Origin of the sequence: Nocardia yamanashiensis NBRC 100130 (assembly GCF_001613325.1) — a bacterium.
In the GTDB taxonomy this organism is placed as follows: Bacteria; Actinomycetota; Actinomycetes; order Mycobacteriales; family Mycobacteriaceae; genus Nocardia; species Nocardia yamanashiensis.
Window position 1 is genome coordinate 244,421 of sequence record NZ_BDCD01000013.1, and the last position, 16,960, is coordinate 261,380.

8 protein-coding genes are annotated in these 16,960 nt (G+C 70.0%); 4 read left to right on the plus strand and 4 right to left on the minus strand.

The window, feature by feature from the left end:
- Positions 1 to 77: 77 nt before the first annotated feature.
- The 3 genes from NY1_RS44525 to NY1_RS14040 all read right to left on the minus strand — a co-directional run bounded on the left by NY1_RS44525 (position 78) and on the right by NY1_RS14040 (position 11,589).
- Positions 78 to 9,485: a non-ribosomal peptide synthetase gene (locus tag NY1_RS44525; protein ID WP_084534955.1), complete on the minus strand. Its 9,408-nt coding sequence runs from the start codon at positions 9,483 to 9,485 to the stop codon at positions 78 to 80.
- Between the two features lie 221 nt (positions 9,486 to 9,706).
- Positions 9,707 to 10,687 (minus strand): helix-turn-helix transcriptional regulator, encoded by a 981-nt coding sequence (locus NY1_RS14035; protein WP_067712219.1) that lies wholly within the window; start codon positions 10,685 to 10,687, stop codon positions 9,707 to 9,709.
- A 62-nt stretch (positions 10,688 to 10,749) separates the two neighbouring features.
- A complete protein-coding gene (locus NY1_RS14040; RefSeq protein ID WP_067712223.1) occupies positions 10,750 to 11,589 on the minus strand; it encodes a M23 family metallopeptidase in 840 nt (279 codons plus the stop codon).
- Positions 11,590 to 11,787: 198 nt separating this feature from the next.
- Here NY1_RS14040 and NY1_RS14045 point away from each other — a divergent pair, with 198 nt between their 5' ends.
- Both NY1_RS14045 and NY1_RS14050 read left to right on the plus strand, forming a co-directional pair.
- On the plus strand, positions 11,788 to 12,822 hold the full coding sequence (locus tag NY1_RS14045) for a nitronate monooxygenase (protein ID WP_067712226.1): 1,035 nt from the start codon (positions 11,788 to 11,790) through the stop codon (positions 12,820 to 12,822).
- Positions 12,823 to 12,889: 67 nt separating this feature from the next.
- Positions 12,890 to 13,282 (plus strand): SCO5389 family protein, encoded by a 393-nt coding sequence (locus NY1_RS14050; protein WP_067712229.1) that lies wholly within the window; start codon positions 12,890 to 12,892, stop codon positions 13,280 to 13,282.
- 54 nt (positions 13,283 to 13,336) lie between these two features.
- Here the strand turns inward: NY1_RS14050 and NY1_RS14055 are convergent, their stop codons facing one another.
- Positions 13,337 to 14,617 (minus strand): serine/threonine-protein kinase, encoded by a 1,281-nt coding sequence (locus NY1_RS14055; protein WP_067712232.1) that lies wholly within the window; start codon positions 14,615 to 14,617, stop codon positions 13,337 to 13,339.
- 110 nt (positions 14,618 to 14,727) lie between these two features.
- On the opposite strand from NY1_RS14055, the gene NY1_RS14060 reads away from it, so the two are divergent.
- Both NY1_RS14060 and NY1_RS14065 read left to right on the plus strand, forming a co-directional pair.
- A complete protein-coding gene (locus NY1_RS14060) occupies positions 14,728 to 16,431 on the plus strand; it encodes a metallophosphoesterase (protein WP_067712235.1) in 1,704 nt (567 codons plus the stop codon).
- An 82-nt stretch (positions 16,432 to 16,513) separates the two neighbouring features.
- Complete coding sequence (locus NY1_RS14065) at positions 16,514 to 16,957, plus strand: EF-hand domain-containing protein (protein ID WP_067712237.1); 444 nt, start codon at positions 16,514 to 16,516, stop codon at positions 16,955 to 16,957.
- The last annotated feature ends 3 nt before the right edge of the window (positions 16,958 to 16,960 follow it).

Genomic DNA, 16,960 nt, shown 5'->3' on the forward strand with positions numbered 1-16,960 from the left:
GTTCTGTGCGATCACCATCGGCGATCGCACAGAACCAAGTTCGATGGCGGATACCCCGCCGGTCGTTCAGCGCGGCGTCAGAGCGCCACCACGGTCGCCACCCACGGCACCCGGGCGGCGGCGGTTTCCGCCGGTCCCTCGTCCACGATGACGGCCTGCAGATCCTCCAGGGGTTCCGCGCCCACCGCGCCGACTCCGGCCGCGTCCGTGAACAGGTGGGTCACCCATTCCTCGGCGAGCACGTCGGCCAGTTCGGTCCCGGGCTCGATCTGGGTGACCACCACCGACGCCCCGCCCGCGCCCGCCGCGAGCACCTCGACCACGGCGGCCAGCGCATCGGGCCGCCCGGACCGCAGCGTGCGCGATTCGAAGGTCAGCTCGGTCGCGCCGCCGATCCGGCTCACCGTTTCGGCGAGCTCGTCGTAGCCGAGGGTCCGCGCGCCGTGCACGAACGCGATGTCCGCGCCCTGCAGCGCCCGGGTGCGGTTGGCGTAGGTCACCGGACGCGGTGAGGCGGCGGCGATTTCGGCGACCAGCGCCGGATCCGCCAGCGACAGCCAGTCCACACCGTCGGCCGCGGCGCCCGCCGCGGCCGTCAGCCCGACCTTGATCAACAGCTCGGCCGGCAGTTCGGTCTCCAGGTTCGCGACCGGCACCAGCGCGGCGCCCGACTTCAGCACCGCCCAGGTGGCCACCACCAGATCGATCCCGCGATCCAGCCGTACCGCGACGCCGGTGCCCGGACCGCAGCCACGGCCGATCAGCACCCGCGCCAAACGCGAAGAGCGCGCGTCGAGTTCGGCGTAGGACAGCGCGTCCTCGCCCCACACCAGCGCCGGGCCGTCCGGATCGTCCTCGACCGCGGCGGTCAGCAGCTGCGGCAACTGGGTGCCGCGGGTGACGGCGGCGGTCTCGGCGACCGGCGCGGCGGCCTGCGGACGCGCCTGCGTCCCACCGAATTCGATGGCCCCGACGCTCTGGCGCGGATCGGCGGCCACCGCGGCCAGCAGGCGCTGCAACCGCTCCCCGAAGGTGCGGATGGTGGCCTCGTCGAAGATGTCGGACGCGTAGGTGATGGCGCCGGCGATCTCCCCGATCGGCCCGCCCTCCCACTGCCGCGGATCGATGGTCACCTGCAGATCGAACTTGGCCGCCACCGCGCCGGTATCGAGTGCGGTGATGTTCAGCCCCGGCAGTTCCAGGCTGGCCTGCTCGTTGTTCTGGAACGACAGGACCACCTGGAACAGCGAATCCTGGCCCTGCGCACCGCGATCCGGGGCGACGGCCTCGACCACGCGCTCGAACGGGATATCGGCATTGCCGAAGGCGGCCAGGTCGGTTTCGCGCGCCGCGGCCACCAGATCGCCGAAGGCGGCCGCCGAATCGACGGGGGTGCGCAGCGCGAGCGTGTTCACGAACATGCCGACCACATCGTCGAGGACGCGTTCGCCACGGCCCGCGATGGGCGTGCCGATGACCACGTCCCGGCTGCCCGACAGCCGCGACAGCAGCGCGGCCAGCGCCGCGTGCACGACCATGAACAGCGAGGCATTGTGCTCGCGGGCGATGCGCTGCAGGCCCTCGTGCACCTCGGCGGGCACCGTGAAGGTGGTCGCGCCGCCCTGCATGGTCCGCACCGCGGGCCGCGGGCGATCCAGCGGCAGGTCGAGCGAGCCGCCGGCCCCGGCGAGCCGGTCCCGCCAGAACGCCAGCTGCGCCGCGGCCACCGAGTTCTCGTCGTCGTCGGTGCCGATGACCTCGCGCTGCCAGAGCGCGAAGTCCGCGTACTGCACCGCGAGCGGCGACCAGGCGGGCGAATCACCCTGGGTGCGCGCCACATACGCGGTGACCAGGTCGCGGGCCAGCGGCGGCAGCGAGGCGCCGTCGCCGGTGATGTGGTGCACCACCACGACCAGGTAGTGCTCGGTGCCGGCCGCGCCGTCGCTGCACAGCAGCGCCCGCACCGGCACCTCGGCGGTGACGTCGAAACCACCGGAGAGCACCGCGGTCATGCGATGCAGCGCATCGGCGCGCGGGCCGACCGCGAGACCGCCGGGCAGCGCCTGCTCGACCGGCAGAATCTCCTGGTAGGCGATGCCTTCCGCGTCCACCGGGTAGCGGGTGCGCAGCGATTCGTGCCGCTCCAGCACGTCCAGCACGGCCTGACGCAGCGCCTCGATATCGAGCGTGCCCGAAAGCCGCAGCGCCAGTGGGATGTTGTAGGCGGGCGAATCGGGATCGAGCTGGTTCAGGATCCACATGCGCTGCTGGGCCAGCGACAGCGGCACCCGTTCCGGGCGCTCGCCGCGCACCAGCGCGGGCCGGTGCTCGGCCGCCCCGGCCACCACCTTGGCGGCCAGCCCGGCGACGGTGGACACCTCGAACAGGTCCCGCACCGCGAGATTCGCGCCCAGGGCCTCGTTGATGCGCGCCACCGCGCGGGTGGCGAGCAGCGAATTGCCGCCGAGACTGAAGAAGTCGTCGTCCACACCGACCTCGGCCGCGCCGAGCAGCGCGGCGAACTCGGCCGCCACCACCCGTTCGGTCTCGGTGCGCGGGGCGCGGAATTCCGCCGAACCGCCGAATTCCGGTGCGGGCAGCGCCTTGCGGTCCAGTTTGCCGTTCGGGGTGAGCGGCAGCATCTCCAAGGCCACCAGGGCATCGGGAACCATGTAGCCGGTGAGGAATTCGCCCAGCGCGGTCTTCATGGCGGCCTGATCGATGGCGAGTTCGCCCTCCGGCACCACGTAGCCGACCAGCTGATCGACGCCGTTGTCGGTGCGCACCAAGGCGACCGCCTGGCTGATGCCGGGCAGCCGCAGCAGCGCCGACTCGATCTCGCCGAGTTCGATGCGGAAACCGCGCAGCTGCACCTGCTGATCGCTGCGGCCCGCGTATTCGAGGTTGGCCTCGCCGCCGAAACCGCACCAGCGCCCGACGTCACCGGCGCGGTACATGCGCGAACCGGGCGGGCCGTAGGGGTTGGCCACGAAACGCGACGCGGTCAGGCTCGGCCGGCCCAGGTAACCCCGGGACAGCTGCTTGCCGTCGACGTAGATCTCACCGGCCACGCCGACCGGGGCCGGGTGCAGGCGCTGATCCAGCACGCGCGCGCTCAGGCCCGGCAGCGCCCGGCCGATGATGCTGCTCGGCTGCTCGGCGAATTCCTCGTCCAGGGCCAGGAACGACACGTGCACCGTGGTCTCGGTGATGCCGTACATGTTCACCAGGCGCGGTACGTCCGCCGGATGCCGGTCGTACCAGCGGCGCAACTGCCGCAGATCCAGTGCCTCACCGCCGAATACGACATAGCGCAGCGCGTAGTCGCGGTCCTCCGCGGCGGCGGCCCGGTCGGCCTCGGCGAGCTGGTAGAAGGCGGACGGGGTCTGGTTGAGCACCGTGACCCGTTCGCGAATCAGCAACTCGCGGAACTGTTCCGGCGACCGCGAGGTGAGATGGTCGACCACCACCACCGCGCCGCCGTTGGCCAGCGCGCACCACAGTTCCCACACCGAGAAGTCGAAGGCGAAGGAGTGGAACAGCGTCCACACGTCGTGCTCGTCGAAATCGAAGTGCGCCTGGGTGTTCGCGAACAGTTCCACCACATTGCGGTGGGTGACGCCGACGCCCTTGGGTACGCCGGTGGAGCCGGAGGTGTAGATGACGTAGGCGAGCTGATCGGAGCGCAGCGGGGCGCGCCGGTCGGCATCGGTGACCGGGGCGTCGGAGAAGCCCGCGAGTTCGTCGAGCAGCACCACCGGAATATCACCGGCGGGCACGGCATCCCGTTCGGCGGTGGTGGTCAGGATGCAGGCGGGCTTGGCATCGCCCAGCATGAATTCCAGCCGCTGCGCCGGGTAAGCGGTATCGATGGGCAGGTAGCCCGCGCCCGCGACCAGCACCGACAGCAGTGCCACCGGCAGCTGTTCGGTTCGCGGAACGGCCACCGCCACCAGCGATTCCGGGCCCGCTCCGTAGGCGATGAGCGCCCGCGCCACCCGATTCGCCCGGCGCACCAGGTCGTCGAAGCTGAGCGTCTCGTCGCCGAAGCGCACCGCCGGCGCGCCGGGACGCTGCCGGGCCTGCGCGGTGATGAGATCCACCAGGGTCACGTCCGGGACGGGCGCGCCCGGCGTATTCCATTCGTGCAGTACGAGATCCCGCTCGCCCGGCGCATACAGGTCGATATCGCCGACCACCGCGCGCTCGTTCTCGGCCACCGCGGTGAGCAGCCGGGCCAGGCGATCGGCGAAGTCCTGCACGGTCGCCGGTTCGAACAGGTCGGTGGCGTAGGTGAAGGTCAGCGCCACACCCGTCGCGGCGGCCCGCTCGGTCACGTCCAGTTGCAGGTCGACCTGCGCGATGCCATTGCTGTAGCCCGCTTTTCCGGCGGTGATGAGCACCTGGAACGGCGGCTGACCGGCTGCCCCGCGCACGGAGTCGAGCACATCGGCCAGGCGTTCGGCGGCGCCGCCGGTGCGGCCCAGCGCCGCGGCGTCGGCGCGGCCGACCTCGTCGAGCAGATCGGCGAACGGCGTCGCCGGGTCGATCTCGGTGCGCAGCACGACCGCGTCGGCGATCGAAACCCCCGGTGCGGCAGCGCTTTCCGAGGTGATGGCGCCCATCGGGATCTCGCGGACGCCGCCCGACAGCCGGGCGAGCAGGACCGCGAAGGCCGCGCGCACGACGGTGAACAGGCTCGAATCATGGCGGCGTGCCAGGCGATCCAGCGCCGAGTGCACCTCGGGGTAGAGATCCAGGTGCAGTTCGTTGCCGCGCCGCGACGGCACGGCCGGGCGCAGGCGATCGGCGGGCAGTTCCAGCTGTCCGGCGGGCGCGGTGGCGACCCACCAGTTCGCCTGCGGGGCAACGGCATCCGACTGCAAGCCGACGAACCGGCCGACCAGCGAGCGCAGCAGGTCCGCGAGGGCCCGCGCCGCCGGTTCGGAGACGGTGTCGCGGCGGTGCCAGACCTTGAAGTGCAGGCGCGCACCGGATTCCACCACCACGGTCACCGGGTAGTGGGTGAAGGTGACGCCCTTGACCCCGGCCACTTCCAGGCCGTCGATATTGCTGCCGGCCTGCTGCAGACCCTCGGCATCGACCGGGTAGGACTCGTAGGCGACCAGCGAATCGAAGGCGCCGCCGGTACCGGCCGCGCTCTGGGTCTCGGCCAGGCCGAGGTAGTGGTGCTCGAGCAGGCCCGCCTGCTCGGACTGCACCCGGTTCAGCAGTTCCCGCACGGTCCATTCGGCATCGAAGCGCACCCGCACCGGGATGGTGTTGACGAACAGGCCGATCATCTCGTCCACGCCGTCCAACTGCGGCGGACGACCCGAGACGACCGCGCCGAACACGATGTCCTCGCGGTCGGTGAGCGCGGCCAGCAGCAACGCCCAGGCCGACTGCACCACCGTGTTCACGGTGACCTCGGCGTTCGCGGCGAAGGCGGTGACGGCGGCGGTCTCGGCCTCGGTGAGCTCGAATTCGATTTCGCCGTAACCGATCTCGGGTTCGGCGGGCCGCTCCAGCACGCTCGCCACCATGGTCGGCTGCGCGCCGGTCAGGGTGGTGCGCCACTTCTCCAGCGTCGCCTCCCGATCCTGGCGCGCGAGCCAGACCAGGTAGTCACGGTACGGCCGGACCGGCGGCAGCAGCGACGCGTCACCGTGCGTCGCGTAGGAGATGAGCAGATCCTTCATCAACAGCGGCAGCGACCAGCCGTCGAAGAGCAGGTGGTGCGTGGTGAGCACGAAGTGGATGCGCCCGGTCACGGTGCGGTACACCGTGAATCGCATGAGCGGGGCCACGGCCGGATCGAAACGGGTGCGCTGATCCTGTTCCAGCAGGGCCGGAATGTCCTCGTCGGCAACGTTTTCCACGAGCTGCCACGGGGTTTCGATGGCATCGACCACGACCTGCACCGGGGTGCCGTCGGCGGCGGTGACGAAGGCGGCGCGCAGGGCGGCGTGCCGGTCCAGGATGGCGCCCGCCGCGCGGCGCATGCGCTCCAGGTCGACGGTGCCCGCGAGCTCCAGCGCGAACTGGGTCACGTAATCGTCGGCGGCGCCGGCGGTCAGCTGGGAGTGGAAGTAGAACCCCTCGGCCAGCGGCGAGAGCGGCAGCACATCCGACAGTCCCGGGTAGGCCCGCCGCCAGGAGTCCAGCTCGAGCTGGGTGGCCCGCACCAGCGGTACGTCGGACGGCGTCAAACCGCCTGCGGCCGGGTCCTTCACATGCTGGGCGACCGCGGTCAGCGCGGCGACCCAGTCCTGTGCCAGTTCGCGTACGGCGGCCTCGTCGAGGATTTCGGCGGCGTACTGGAACGACACCGACATGCGGGGTCCGTTCTCGCCGTCGGTGACGATGGCATTGATGTCGACCACCGTGCTCGCGGGCATGGCGAGGTCCTGATCGACCTCCAGCTCGCCGAGCGCGTCGGTCGGCAGCCAGGCGGCCCCGCCCGGCGCTTCGGTGATCTCGCTGGTGGAGACGCGGCCCAGGTAGTTGAAGCCGATCTGCGCCACCGGTCCGGACAGCTCGCCGGCCGCGGCCGGATCGAGATGCCGCAGCAGGCCGAAGCCGATCCCCTTGTCCGGCAGGGAAAGCAGCTGTTCCTTGATCGCGCGCAGCACGCCCGCGGTGGCCGCGCCGCCCTCCAGGGCGGCGGCGGTGTCCGCGCCGGTCAGGTCGAGCGCGACCGGATAGACGGTGGTGAACCAGCCGACGGTGCGGGTGATGTCCGCGCCGGGAACGACGCTCTCCTCACGACCGTGGCCCTCCATGCGCACCCGGGTGACGGGCGCGTCCACGCCGCGGCGTTCCCGCCACGAGCGCACCGCCAGCGCCAGCGCGGCCAGCAGGCCGTCGTTCACGCCGCCGCGGTAGAGCGCCGGGACCTCGGTGAGCACGGCTTCGGTGACCTCGGCGGGCACCTGAATGTTGAAGCGGCGCACCGTCGCATAGGTGTCGACGGCGGCGTCCAGGGCGCGCGCGCCCAGCAGCGGGTCGGGCGCGGTGAGCGCCTGCCGCCAGTAGTCGAGTTCGCCGCGGCGAGCATCGTCGGTGGCCGCCTCAGTGAGCGCGTGTGCCCAGCGGCGGAACGAGGTGCCGACGCCCGGCAGCGACGGGCGCTGACCGGCCGCACGCTGCATCCAGGCCAGCACCAGATCCGAGATGAGAATGCGCCAGGAGACGCCGTCGATCACGTAGTGGTGGGCGACCAGCAGCAGCAGATCGGCCGCGTCGGGCCGCCGCACCCAGGTGGCGGTGACCATGCGACCGGCCACCGGATCCAGCGCGGCCATGGTGGAATCCATTGCGGCGCTGCCCAATCGGGCCAGCTCCGCGCCCTCCACCCCGGCCGGGAAGTCGGTCTCGGCGATCAGCGCGCCGGCGTCGATCTCGGCGGCGGGCGGCACCTGCAGGGTCCAGCCGTCGGCGGTGCGCTGCAAGCGCGCACGCAGCACATCGTGGTGGGTCAGCACGGCGGTCAGCGTGTCCGCGATCCCGGCCCGGTCGATGCCGTCGGGCAGCGTCAGCACCATGCTCTGCGAGAACCGGTCCGACACACCATCTTTCAGGTATTCGGCCAGCACCGGCGTCAGCGGGATCTCGCCCGTGCCGCCGCCCGGCAGCTCCTCGAGCGCCGCGATCACGTTCTCGTCGCCGACCACGGCCACCTTGGCCAGCCCGGCCACGGTGCGCTGCTCGAACACGTCCTGCGGCGTGAACACGATGCCCAGCGCCCGTGCCCGCGACACCAGCTGGATCGACATGATCGAATCGCCGCCGATGGCGAAGAACGAGTCGTCCGCGCCGACCTCTTCGGTGCGCAGCAATTGCGCGAACAGTTCCGCCAGCTGGGTTTCCACCGGGCCGGACGGCGCGCGTGAAGTGGTGACCGGGAAGACCGGCTCGGGTAGCGCGGCGCGATCGAGCTTGCCGTTCGGGGTCAGCGGCAGCTCGCTCAGCACCATGATCGCCGACGGCACCATGTGCGGCGGCAGGGTCTGCCCGACGAACTCGGCCAGCGCGGCGGTGTCGACGGACCGGCCCGCGGCCGGCAGCACGTACGCCACCAGCGCGGTCGCCCCCGACGGCAGCGTCTTGCCCATGGTGGCCGCGAAATCGATGTCCGGGTGCGCGGTCAGGGCATTGTCGATCTCGCCCAGCTCGATGCGGAAGCCGCGGATCTTGACCTGGAAGTCCGAGCGGCCCAGGTATTCGATGACCCCGTCCTCGCGGTTGTACCGCACCAGGTCACCGGTCCGGTACAGCCGCGCGCCCGGATTCTCCTCGCCGCCGAACGGGCTGGCCACGAAACGCTCCGCGGTCAGGCCGGGCCGGCCGAGGTAGCCCTGCGCGAGCGCGGGACCGGACAGGTACAGCTCGCCGATCACGCCCGCGGGCACCGGCCGCAGCCGGGTGTCCAGCACGAAGGCCCCGACGCCCGGAATCGCGGACCCGATGGTGATGGGTTCGCCCGGCACCATGGCCGCGCTGCTGGTGGCGAGAATCGTGGCCTCGGTCGGACCGTAGCCGTTGTAGAACGCCCGCCCCGGCGCCGCCCAGCGGGCCACCAGCTCCGGGCCGAACTTGTCACCGGCGACCACGACGACCTGCAGGTCGTCGAGATCCGCGGCGTCGACCGACTCCAGCGCGGCCGGGGTGATGAGCATGTGCGAAACACGTTCGCGCCGCAGCAGATCCGACAGGTCCGCACCGCCGAACACGGTCGGCGGCGACACCACCAGGGTCGAACCGGAGGAGAAGGCGAGCAGCAGTTCCAGCACCGAGACGTCGAAGTTCGGCGAGCACACGTGCAGTACGCGGGAGCCGGGCTCGACCGCGTAGTGCTCACGCTCGGCCGCGACCAGACCGCCCAGGCCGGTGTGGGTGACCACGACGCCCTTGGGCTTGCCGGTGGAGCCGGAGGTGTAGATGAGATAGGCCGGATGCTGTTCGGTCAGCGGCCGCACCCGGTCCGCGTAGGAGACGGTGTGCGCGGGCCGCGCCTCGATCCGGGCCGCGGTGGCCGGATCGTCGAGCTGCAGCCATTCGACGCCGTCGCCCAGCACCGCGCGATGCTCGGCCACGGTGACGCCCAGCACCGCGCGCGAGTCCGACAGCAGGTATTCGATGCGATCGGCCGGATACTTCGGATCGACCGGCACATAGGCCGCACCGGCCTTGGCAATGGCCCAGACAGCCAGTACCGATTCGATGGAACGGCTGATCCCGATGCCGACCACGTCTCCGGGTCCGACACCGCGTTCGATGAGCTCGCGCGCCAGCCTCGAGGAGGCTTCGTCGAGTTCACGGTAGGTGAGTTCACGCTGGTCGGCGGGTTCCCCGGTCGGGTTGAACCGGATCGCCACCGAGTCGGCAGCCGACTCGACCGAAGCGGTCAGAAGCTGCCCGAAAAGCTGGCTGCCGGACCGCCGACGACGGTTACCACGAGCGGAACGGCGGGCAGTTTCCATTCGAGTGTATTCACCTCTCGCGTTCATCAGGTCCCGCCCAGCGCCGATGCGAATTCGGCCTCCGCCCAACGGTTCGTGCCATGCCGTCGGCAGTGGGAGCGGTCCGAGCAATCCTATACGGGCTCACCGGAGCGGCATGACCGCCCGAGTTCTACTCACCCATCGGAACGAGAGGGCCGCGATGTTGCAGCTTCACGAACACGAGTGAAATACACCACAGTTCACAGCCAGCCCCGCCGGGTGGCCTGCACCCCCGCCTGGAATCGGGTGCTCGCGCCCAGCCGTTCCAGCAGACTGGCGGTGCGCCGCACCACGGTGCGCCGGGACAGTCCCAGACGGCGGGCGATGGTGTCGTCGGTGGCGCCCATGCTCATCAGCGTCAGAATCGCCCGGTCGCGTTCGTCCAGCGCCTCGGTGGGGTTCACCGAGATGGGCGTGGCCATGGACCACAGCGCGTCGAAGGTCTTCACCAGCAGATCCAGGGTGGGCGACGGGCCGACCCGGATGCCCATCGGATCGCCGCGGCGTTCGTCGGTGTGCAGCACCAGCACCGCGCGGCGATCGTCGGCGACGATCAGCTTCAGCGGCGGATCGGGCAGGGTGCGGGCCAGCGCGCCCACCGCATTGGTGGCGAGCACGTGCCGCAGCCGTTCCGGATCCTGATAGATGGTCTCCTGATACAGCGTCTTGTAGTCGATGCCCGCGGTGATGCGCGAGGACTTGAGCTCGAACAGCCGCTCCTCGGTGTCCACATCGGACAGGAACGGGCCGCGCTCCACCACTTTCACGCACTGGTGCGCGGTGTGCTGCAGATCCTCGAAATCGGCGAGCAGCTGGCGGCGTTCGTAGACCGCCACCACCGCGCCGTCGGCATCGGTGGTGCGGCGCACCGAACGGAAGGTCTCGCCCAGGCGCGCGGCGGCCGACTGCATGCGCAGCAGATCGTGATTGCGGCGGCGGGATTCGGCCTCCGACAGGGCTTCCGGCGCGTGCGCGTCCCAGCGCACGGTGCCGTTGGCTTCGGTGAGGCGCACGGCGGCCTCGAGATGACAGAGTGCTTCCAGCGCGGCCTCGGCCACGCGGGGAGGGCAGCTCAGGCGCTCGGCTACTTCGATCGCCGTCGACCGCGGATGCTGCACGAGAATCGCGTAGGCGCGCCCGTGCAGGGAACTCGGGTCGAAGAGATCGTCGAGAGTAGTCACCGCACCTACCGGAACTCGACGGTCCGCGGGGAACCGCCCGTTCACCGGTGCCGGTGACCTGTCTACTGGGCCGGGCCCCACTGCTGCTGCATGATGACGCCCTTGCTGGCCAACCATGGCAGCGGATCCATCTTGTTTCCGGCGGCGTCCCAGATCTCGAGGTGCAGGTGAGGTCCGGTGGAATTGCCGCGATTTCCGACAGTGGCGATCACGTCTCCGGTGTTGACCCGCTGTCCGGCCGAGACCAGCATGTCATTGACGTGACCGTAGACAGCGGTGGTGCCGTCGTCCTGTAGGACGCGCACCCATAGGCCGAAACCGCTGGCGGGACCCGCCTCGACCACCGTGCCGCCCATGGCGGAGTGGATGGGGGCGCCGATGGTGTCGGCGAAGTCGAGTCCGTAGTGCATGGCGCCCCAGCGGGCGCCGTATCCGGAGCTGATCACGCCGGCCACCGGGCGGACCGCGGCCTGCGGAGAGAACTGCTGCTGCAGGCTCTTCAGCGTGGCCTCGGCCTGAGCCAGGGGGTTGGCGATCTCCGGGGGGAGGTTCTGGAGGCCGAAAGGCGCTGCGGCGCCGGCATCGGCGATGGCGGCGGCCTGCGCGACCGGGGCATTGTCCGCGACGGGGGCGGCGGCCTCGACGGTGGCGGAGCGGGCCTGGCGGAGTTCGGTGGCCGAATCCGCCTGTGCCACATCCTCACCGATCGACTTCTCGTCGTGGCCGGGGAGCAGCGGGGCGGCGTGCGCGAGGGCGGGAACCAGCTGGGCGCCGGTGCCGATGATGGCGCCCGCGGCGACCGCGACTCCGGCGACGACCTTCACGCGATCGACGGTGGTGGGTTCGGCCCGGTGGCGACGGCGGCCCGCACGGCCGGCACCGGAATCACCAAGCAAGTCCATAACGGATACGGAATTCGCGGTCTCTCGGTGGTGCGGCAAAGCTCGTCCTAGCGTTCGGGGATCCGGTAACGATTCGGCATCGCTGTGACGGAAACTGTACTCGCCTGTGACCATTCCGCAACCTTTTCGGCGAAATGCCCAGGTCGAGCAATCGAACACTTGATCACAGAGGGTAACCCCGAGGGGCAAACTGGGAGCATGCTTCTCACCGAATTGGGTACCCCCGTCGTGCTCGCGCCCATGGCCGGCGGACCGTCCACCCCGGAACTCGCGGCGGCGGTTTCCGAAGCCGGCGGGCTGGGGTTCGTGGCGGCCGGCTATCTGAGCACCGGGGCGCTGGGCGAGCGGATCGCCGCGACCCGGGCCTTGACCGGCAAGGCGTTCGGGGTGAATCTCTTCTATCCGTCCGCGCCGACGCCGACCGACCGGTTCGCCTCTTATATAGAGGACATCGCGCGCGAGTTCCCGATCGGCGAGGCGCGGCACGACACCGACGAGTGGGACGAGAAGCTCGCGCTGCTGCTCGCCGATCCGGTGCCGGTGGTGTCGTGCACCTTCGGCTGCCCGTCGGCCGAGGAGATCGCGCGGCTGCACGGGGTCGGTTCCGAGGTGTGGGTGACGGTCACATCGGTGGCCGAGGCGCAGCTGGCCGTCGAGGCGGGGGCCGACGCGCTCATCGCCCAGGGCGCGGAAGCCGGTGGGCATCGCGGCAATTTCGCGGATCGGGTCGAGGACGACGTCACCGATCCGCTGGGATTGCTCGCGCTCTTGCAGCTGCTGCGCGCGGCCGTCGACGTCCCGCTGATCGCGGCGGGCGGCATCGCCACCGGGGCCGGGCTCGCGGCCGCCCTCGCCGCCGGCGCGGCCGCCGCACAGATCGGCACCGCGTTCCTGCGCTGCCCCGAGGCCGGCACCGCGCCGCTGGTGCGCACCGCCGTCACCCTCGACACCCCCACCATGCTCACCCGCGCCTTCACCGGCCGCCGGGCCCGCGGGCTGGTGAACAAGTTCATGCTCGAGCACACCGGCGCACCGGCCGCCTACCCCGAGATCCATTACGCCACCGGGCCTTTGCGCGCCGCCGCCCGGGCCGAGGGCAATGCCGACGCGGTGAATCTCTGGGCAGGTCAGGCGCATTCGCTCGCACCCGAGTTACCGGCCGGCGAGCTGGTGCGCCAACTGTCCCAGGATGCGAAATCTGCTCTGAACCGCGCACTTTCATGGGGAATCTAGTGTTATTGACAACCTTTGTCATCTAGAATCGGCAGACATCATTCCGCCATCCCATGAGGAGAGCGATATGTCACTCGACGTCCCCACCGCCTTGCTCGAACGTGCTGAACGCGGTGAAGTCAGCGACGACGAATTCGTCGAATGTGTGAAGAACTCGCTGCCCTACGCCTACGAGGTAGTCAGCCGAGTGGCCGCCGACCTGCGTTCCGGCACAGAGGAATACGCCGACAATCTCGTCGCCCCGCCGGACGAGACCGCCCGCGGCCAGCTGCTGCGCGCCATGGCCTCCGACGCCATCCGCGGCGGCCTGGAACGCCATTTCGGCATCAAGCTCGCCTTCCAGAACTGCCACCGGGTAGCGGCCTTCCCGCTCTCCTCGGTCGGCGGTGACACCTACAGCACCTTCATCTCCACCCGCGCCCAGTTGCTCAACCAGAGCCCCGAGCTCCGCAACTGCTGACGCACGCTGAAACGGCGCGACCGCAACCCGGTCGCGCCGTTCGGTTTGCCGTGCTCAGATCCGGTTCCGCGCCTTGAACTTCCGGCGTTCCCGGATCGCCAGATAGACGAGACCGACGAACGGCAGCAGGAAGATGACGGCCGCGACGATCATGTCCTGCACCCGGTAGCCGCCGCTCAGCGAGACCGCGGTGGCGCCGATGGTCAAGGCCCCGAACAGGAGTAACAGGAGGGTCAGCACGGTCCACCAAATCGGTTGCCACCACCGCACCTGTCCCGGCCGCGGACCGGGATATGCCCGGATCTCGCCCGGCATCGGGTGCCAGTTCGGCGCGAACTGCACGGGCCCGGACGGGACCGGCGGGGGTGTCGGATAGCCGGTGGCCGGATAGCGCAGCGGTCCCGACGGCTGATTCGGAAGCTCGTCCGCGGCTGCCCATTTCACGGTTGGCGGCGCGGTGGACGCGGCCGGCTGCCGCTGCCCGTGCAGTGCCGCTCGCGCCGCGGTCGCGAGGTCACCGGCGCTGGCATACCGGTGCGCCGGATACTTGGCCATGCCCCGGCCGATCACCGCGTCCAAAGTGGCGGGCACCTGCGGGTTTCCGAGGCTCGGGCGCGGCGGCGGGGCCGTCAGGTGCGCGGCCATCTGCTGCGCGGGGCCCGTCTGTCCGAAAGGCAGTTCACCGGTGAGGCATTCGAAGAGCAGGCAGGCCAGTGAATAGATGTCCGACCGCAGATCCTCCTCGCCGGAGAAGCGTTCCGGCGCCATGTACGCGTACGTCCCCACCGCCACCCCCGTGGAGGTGATGGCCGCATGCCCACCGCCGCGCGCGATCCCGAAATCGATGAGATACGCGAAACCACTCGGCAGCGTCAGCACATTCGAGGGCTTCACATCGCGATGCACCAGACCCGCCGCATGCGCCACATCCAGCGCCTCGGCGACCTGCGCCACCAGATCGACGGCCCGTTCCGGCGTGAGCGCGCCGTGCTCGTGCAGGATCTTCCCGAGATCGTGGCCGTCGACCCGCTCCATCTCGATGTACAGCCGTCCGTCCAGCTCTCCGAAGGAGTGGATCGGCACCACGTGCGGCCCACGCAGTTTGACCGCCAGCCGCGCCTCGCGTTCGAACCGCCGCCGGTAATCGTCGTCCAGGGCCAACTCCGGCGGCAATACCTTCAATGCGACTTCCCGGCCCAGGCGAGTGTCCTCGGCCAGCCACACCTGTCCCATGCCGCCGCGGCCGAGCAGGCTCAGCAGCCGGTAGTGACCGAGTACGCCGTCACCCGGCACGCGCCCTCCCCAGATCTCACCGCTTTTCGCGGAGGTCAGCATACGTCTCACCACCGACAGCGGCGGGGCTCGGCGAGAGTTCACCAAGAATTCGCGGCGACGCCGTGGTGGCGGGTTGATCGCGCCGCCTCGGTGCACCAGCATTCGTTCGCATGCCGTCGAACCACCTGAGCAACGCCGGCGATATCCCCGACACCGGGATCCCGGCCGAGATCGCCGCCCAGACCACCATGGACGAACAGTACGAATGGCATCGCAGCTTCCTGCGGCGTCATCCGGTGTCCAGGCGTAACTTCCTGCGCGGCTCGGCGGTGACCGCCGCCGTGACGGCTGTCGGGTGTTCTCCGTTCGCCATCGGCGCGTACGCCGAGGAGGGGCAGCTGGCGATCGGCGGGCGGCATGTGGGTTTCGGACCCGACGCGTCGAGCCAGTTGCGGTTCGCGGCGCAGCTGTCGCGGAATCCGCGCGACGGCAAGGTCTTTCTCGACCACGGTCCGACGCCCGCGCTGGGCGGCACCATCGAGGCCGAGGTGCGGAACCTGGTGACACAGATCCCGTCCAGTGACGGCGGGATTCTGGCGGCGGAGCAGTTCTACGTGCATGCGCCCGTGGACGGTCTCGCCGGTCGGCTGCCGCACTTCTACCGCTGGCGCACCTCCGACGGGTTCCTGGGCGATGTCCGCTCGGCCGCCCCGGCCATGCCCACCGCGCGGAATGCCGTGCTGCCCTTCCGTTTCACCATGATGGGCGATCAAGGCACCGACGAAACCCCCACCCAGCCCGCCGGGGTGGTCCGCGGCGACTACGACGACCGCTACTACAAACCGGACAACGATCCGGACGCCCCGCACGCCACCAATGTGATGCGCCAGATCGTGGCGAGCCGCCCCGACTTCCATGTGCTGGCGGGCGACATCGCCTACGCGGACCCGTCCGGCGGCGGCAAGAATCCCCAATTCGTCTCCGCCGGCGGCACTCTCGCGGGCGGCTTCGACAAGTACAACCCCTACGTCTGGGACGTCTATTTCGGCGCGATCGAACCCAGCGCCTCCACCACCCCGTGGATGTTCGCCACCGGCAATCACGATATGGAAGCCGCCTACGACACCCGCGGCTACGGCGGCCATCTCGCCCGGCTGGACTTCCCCGGCAACGGTCCCGCCGCCTGCCCGTCGGCCTACTCCTTCACCTACGGCAACCTGGCGGTCCTCTCACTGGACGCCAATGACGTCTCCTATGAGATCCGCGCCAACTTCGGCTATTCCGGCGGCTCCCAAAACACTTGGGTGGAGCGCACTCTCGCCGCCTACCGGAGCGACCCGAACATCGACTTCATCGTCTGCTTCTTCCACCACTGCGCGTACTCCACCACCGATTCACATGCCAGCGACGGCGGCGTCCGCGCAGCCTGGTGCGAGCTGTTCGACCGGTACCAAGTCGATCTGGTGCTACAGGGCCACAATCACGTCTTCGAACGCACCGACCCCATCCGCGCCAGCTCCCCCACCCGCGCCGCCACCGACAACGCCATCGTCTACCCCGAATCCGACGGCACCGTCTACTACACGGTCGGCGGCGGCGGCCGCCCCCGCTACGGCTTCCAGCCCGGCTCCCCCGAAACCTATCGCGGCCATGAAGTCCCCGACCCCGCCGTCCCCAACAGCTACGTCTGGCAATCCGGCGCCAAGAAACAAGACGAATCCGCCCCTTGGTCCCGAGTCCGCTTCCGCAACTACTCCTTCCTGCGAGTGGACGTCCGCCCCGGCTTCTTCTCCTCCGAAATGGACGTGGTCGCCGTGGACGAATACGGCACCGAATTCGACAAACTCACCTACCGCCGCCAAGTCCGCGTGTGACCCCCACCTCTTGACCCCGGCGCTCCCCGTGCTGTCGAATCCACCTGGCACCAACCGCATTCCCAGCACCGAGGAGCCTCCCGTGGCGACCGACCACCCCGCCGACACCTTCGCACTCTGGGACCGCGATGGCGACGGCCAGATCTCCGCCGAGGACATCCTCCTCGGCATCACCGCCCTAGGCCTGGAAATAGACGCCGAAGCCGTGGAACGCCTGGTAGCCGCCGCCGACACCGACGGCGACTTCCTCATCTCCCGAGCCGAATTCGAAGCCGCCCGCCTCGGCCACAACCCCGAAATCACCGACCCCGACGCCGCCTTCGACACCTTCGACACCAACCAGAACGAACTGATCGAACTCGAAGAACTCGAATCCCTCCTGCGCACCTGCCCGGACCTGACCGATCGATCCGCCGAAAGCCTGCTCGCGGCAGCCGATTCCGACGGCGACGGGTTTCTGTCTCGCGCCGAGTTCGCCGCACTGCTGGCCGGGCTGGCCGGTGCGGAAGGATCCGAGCAATCCTGAGAC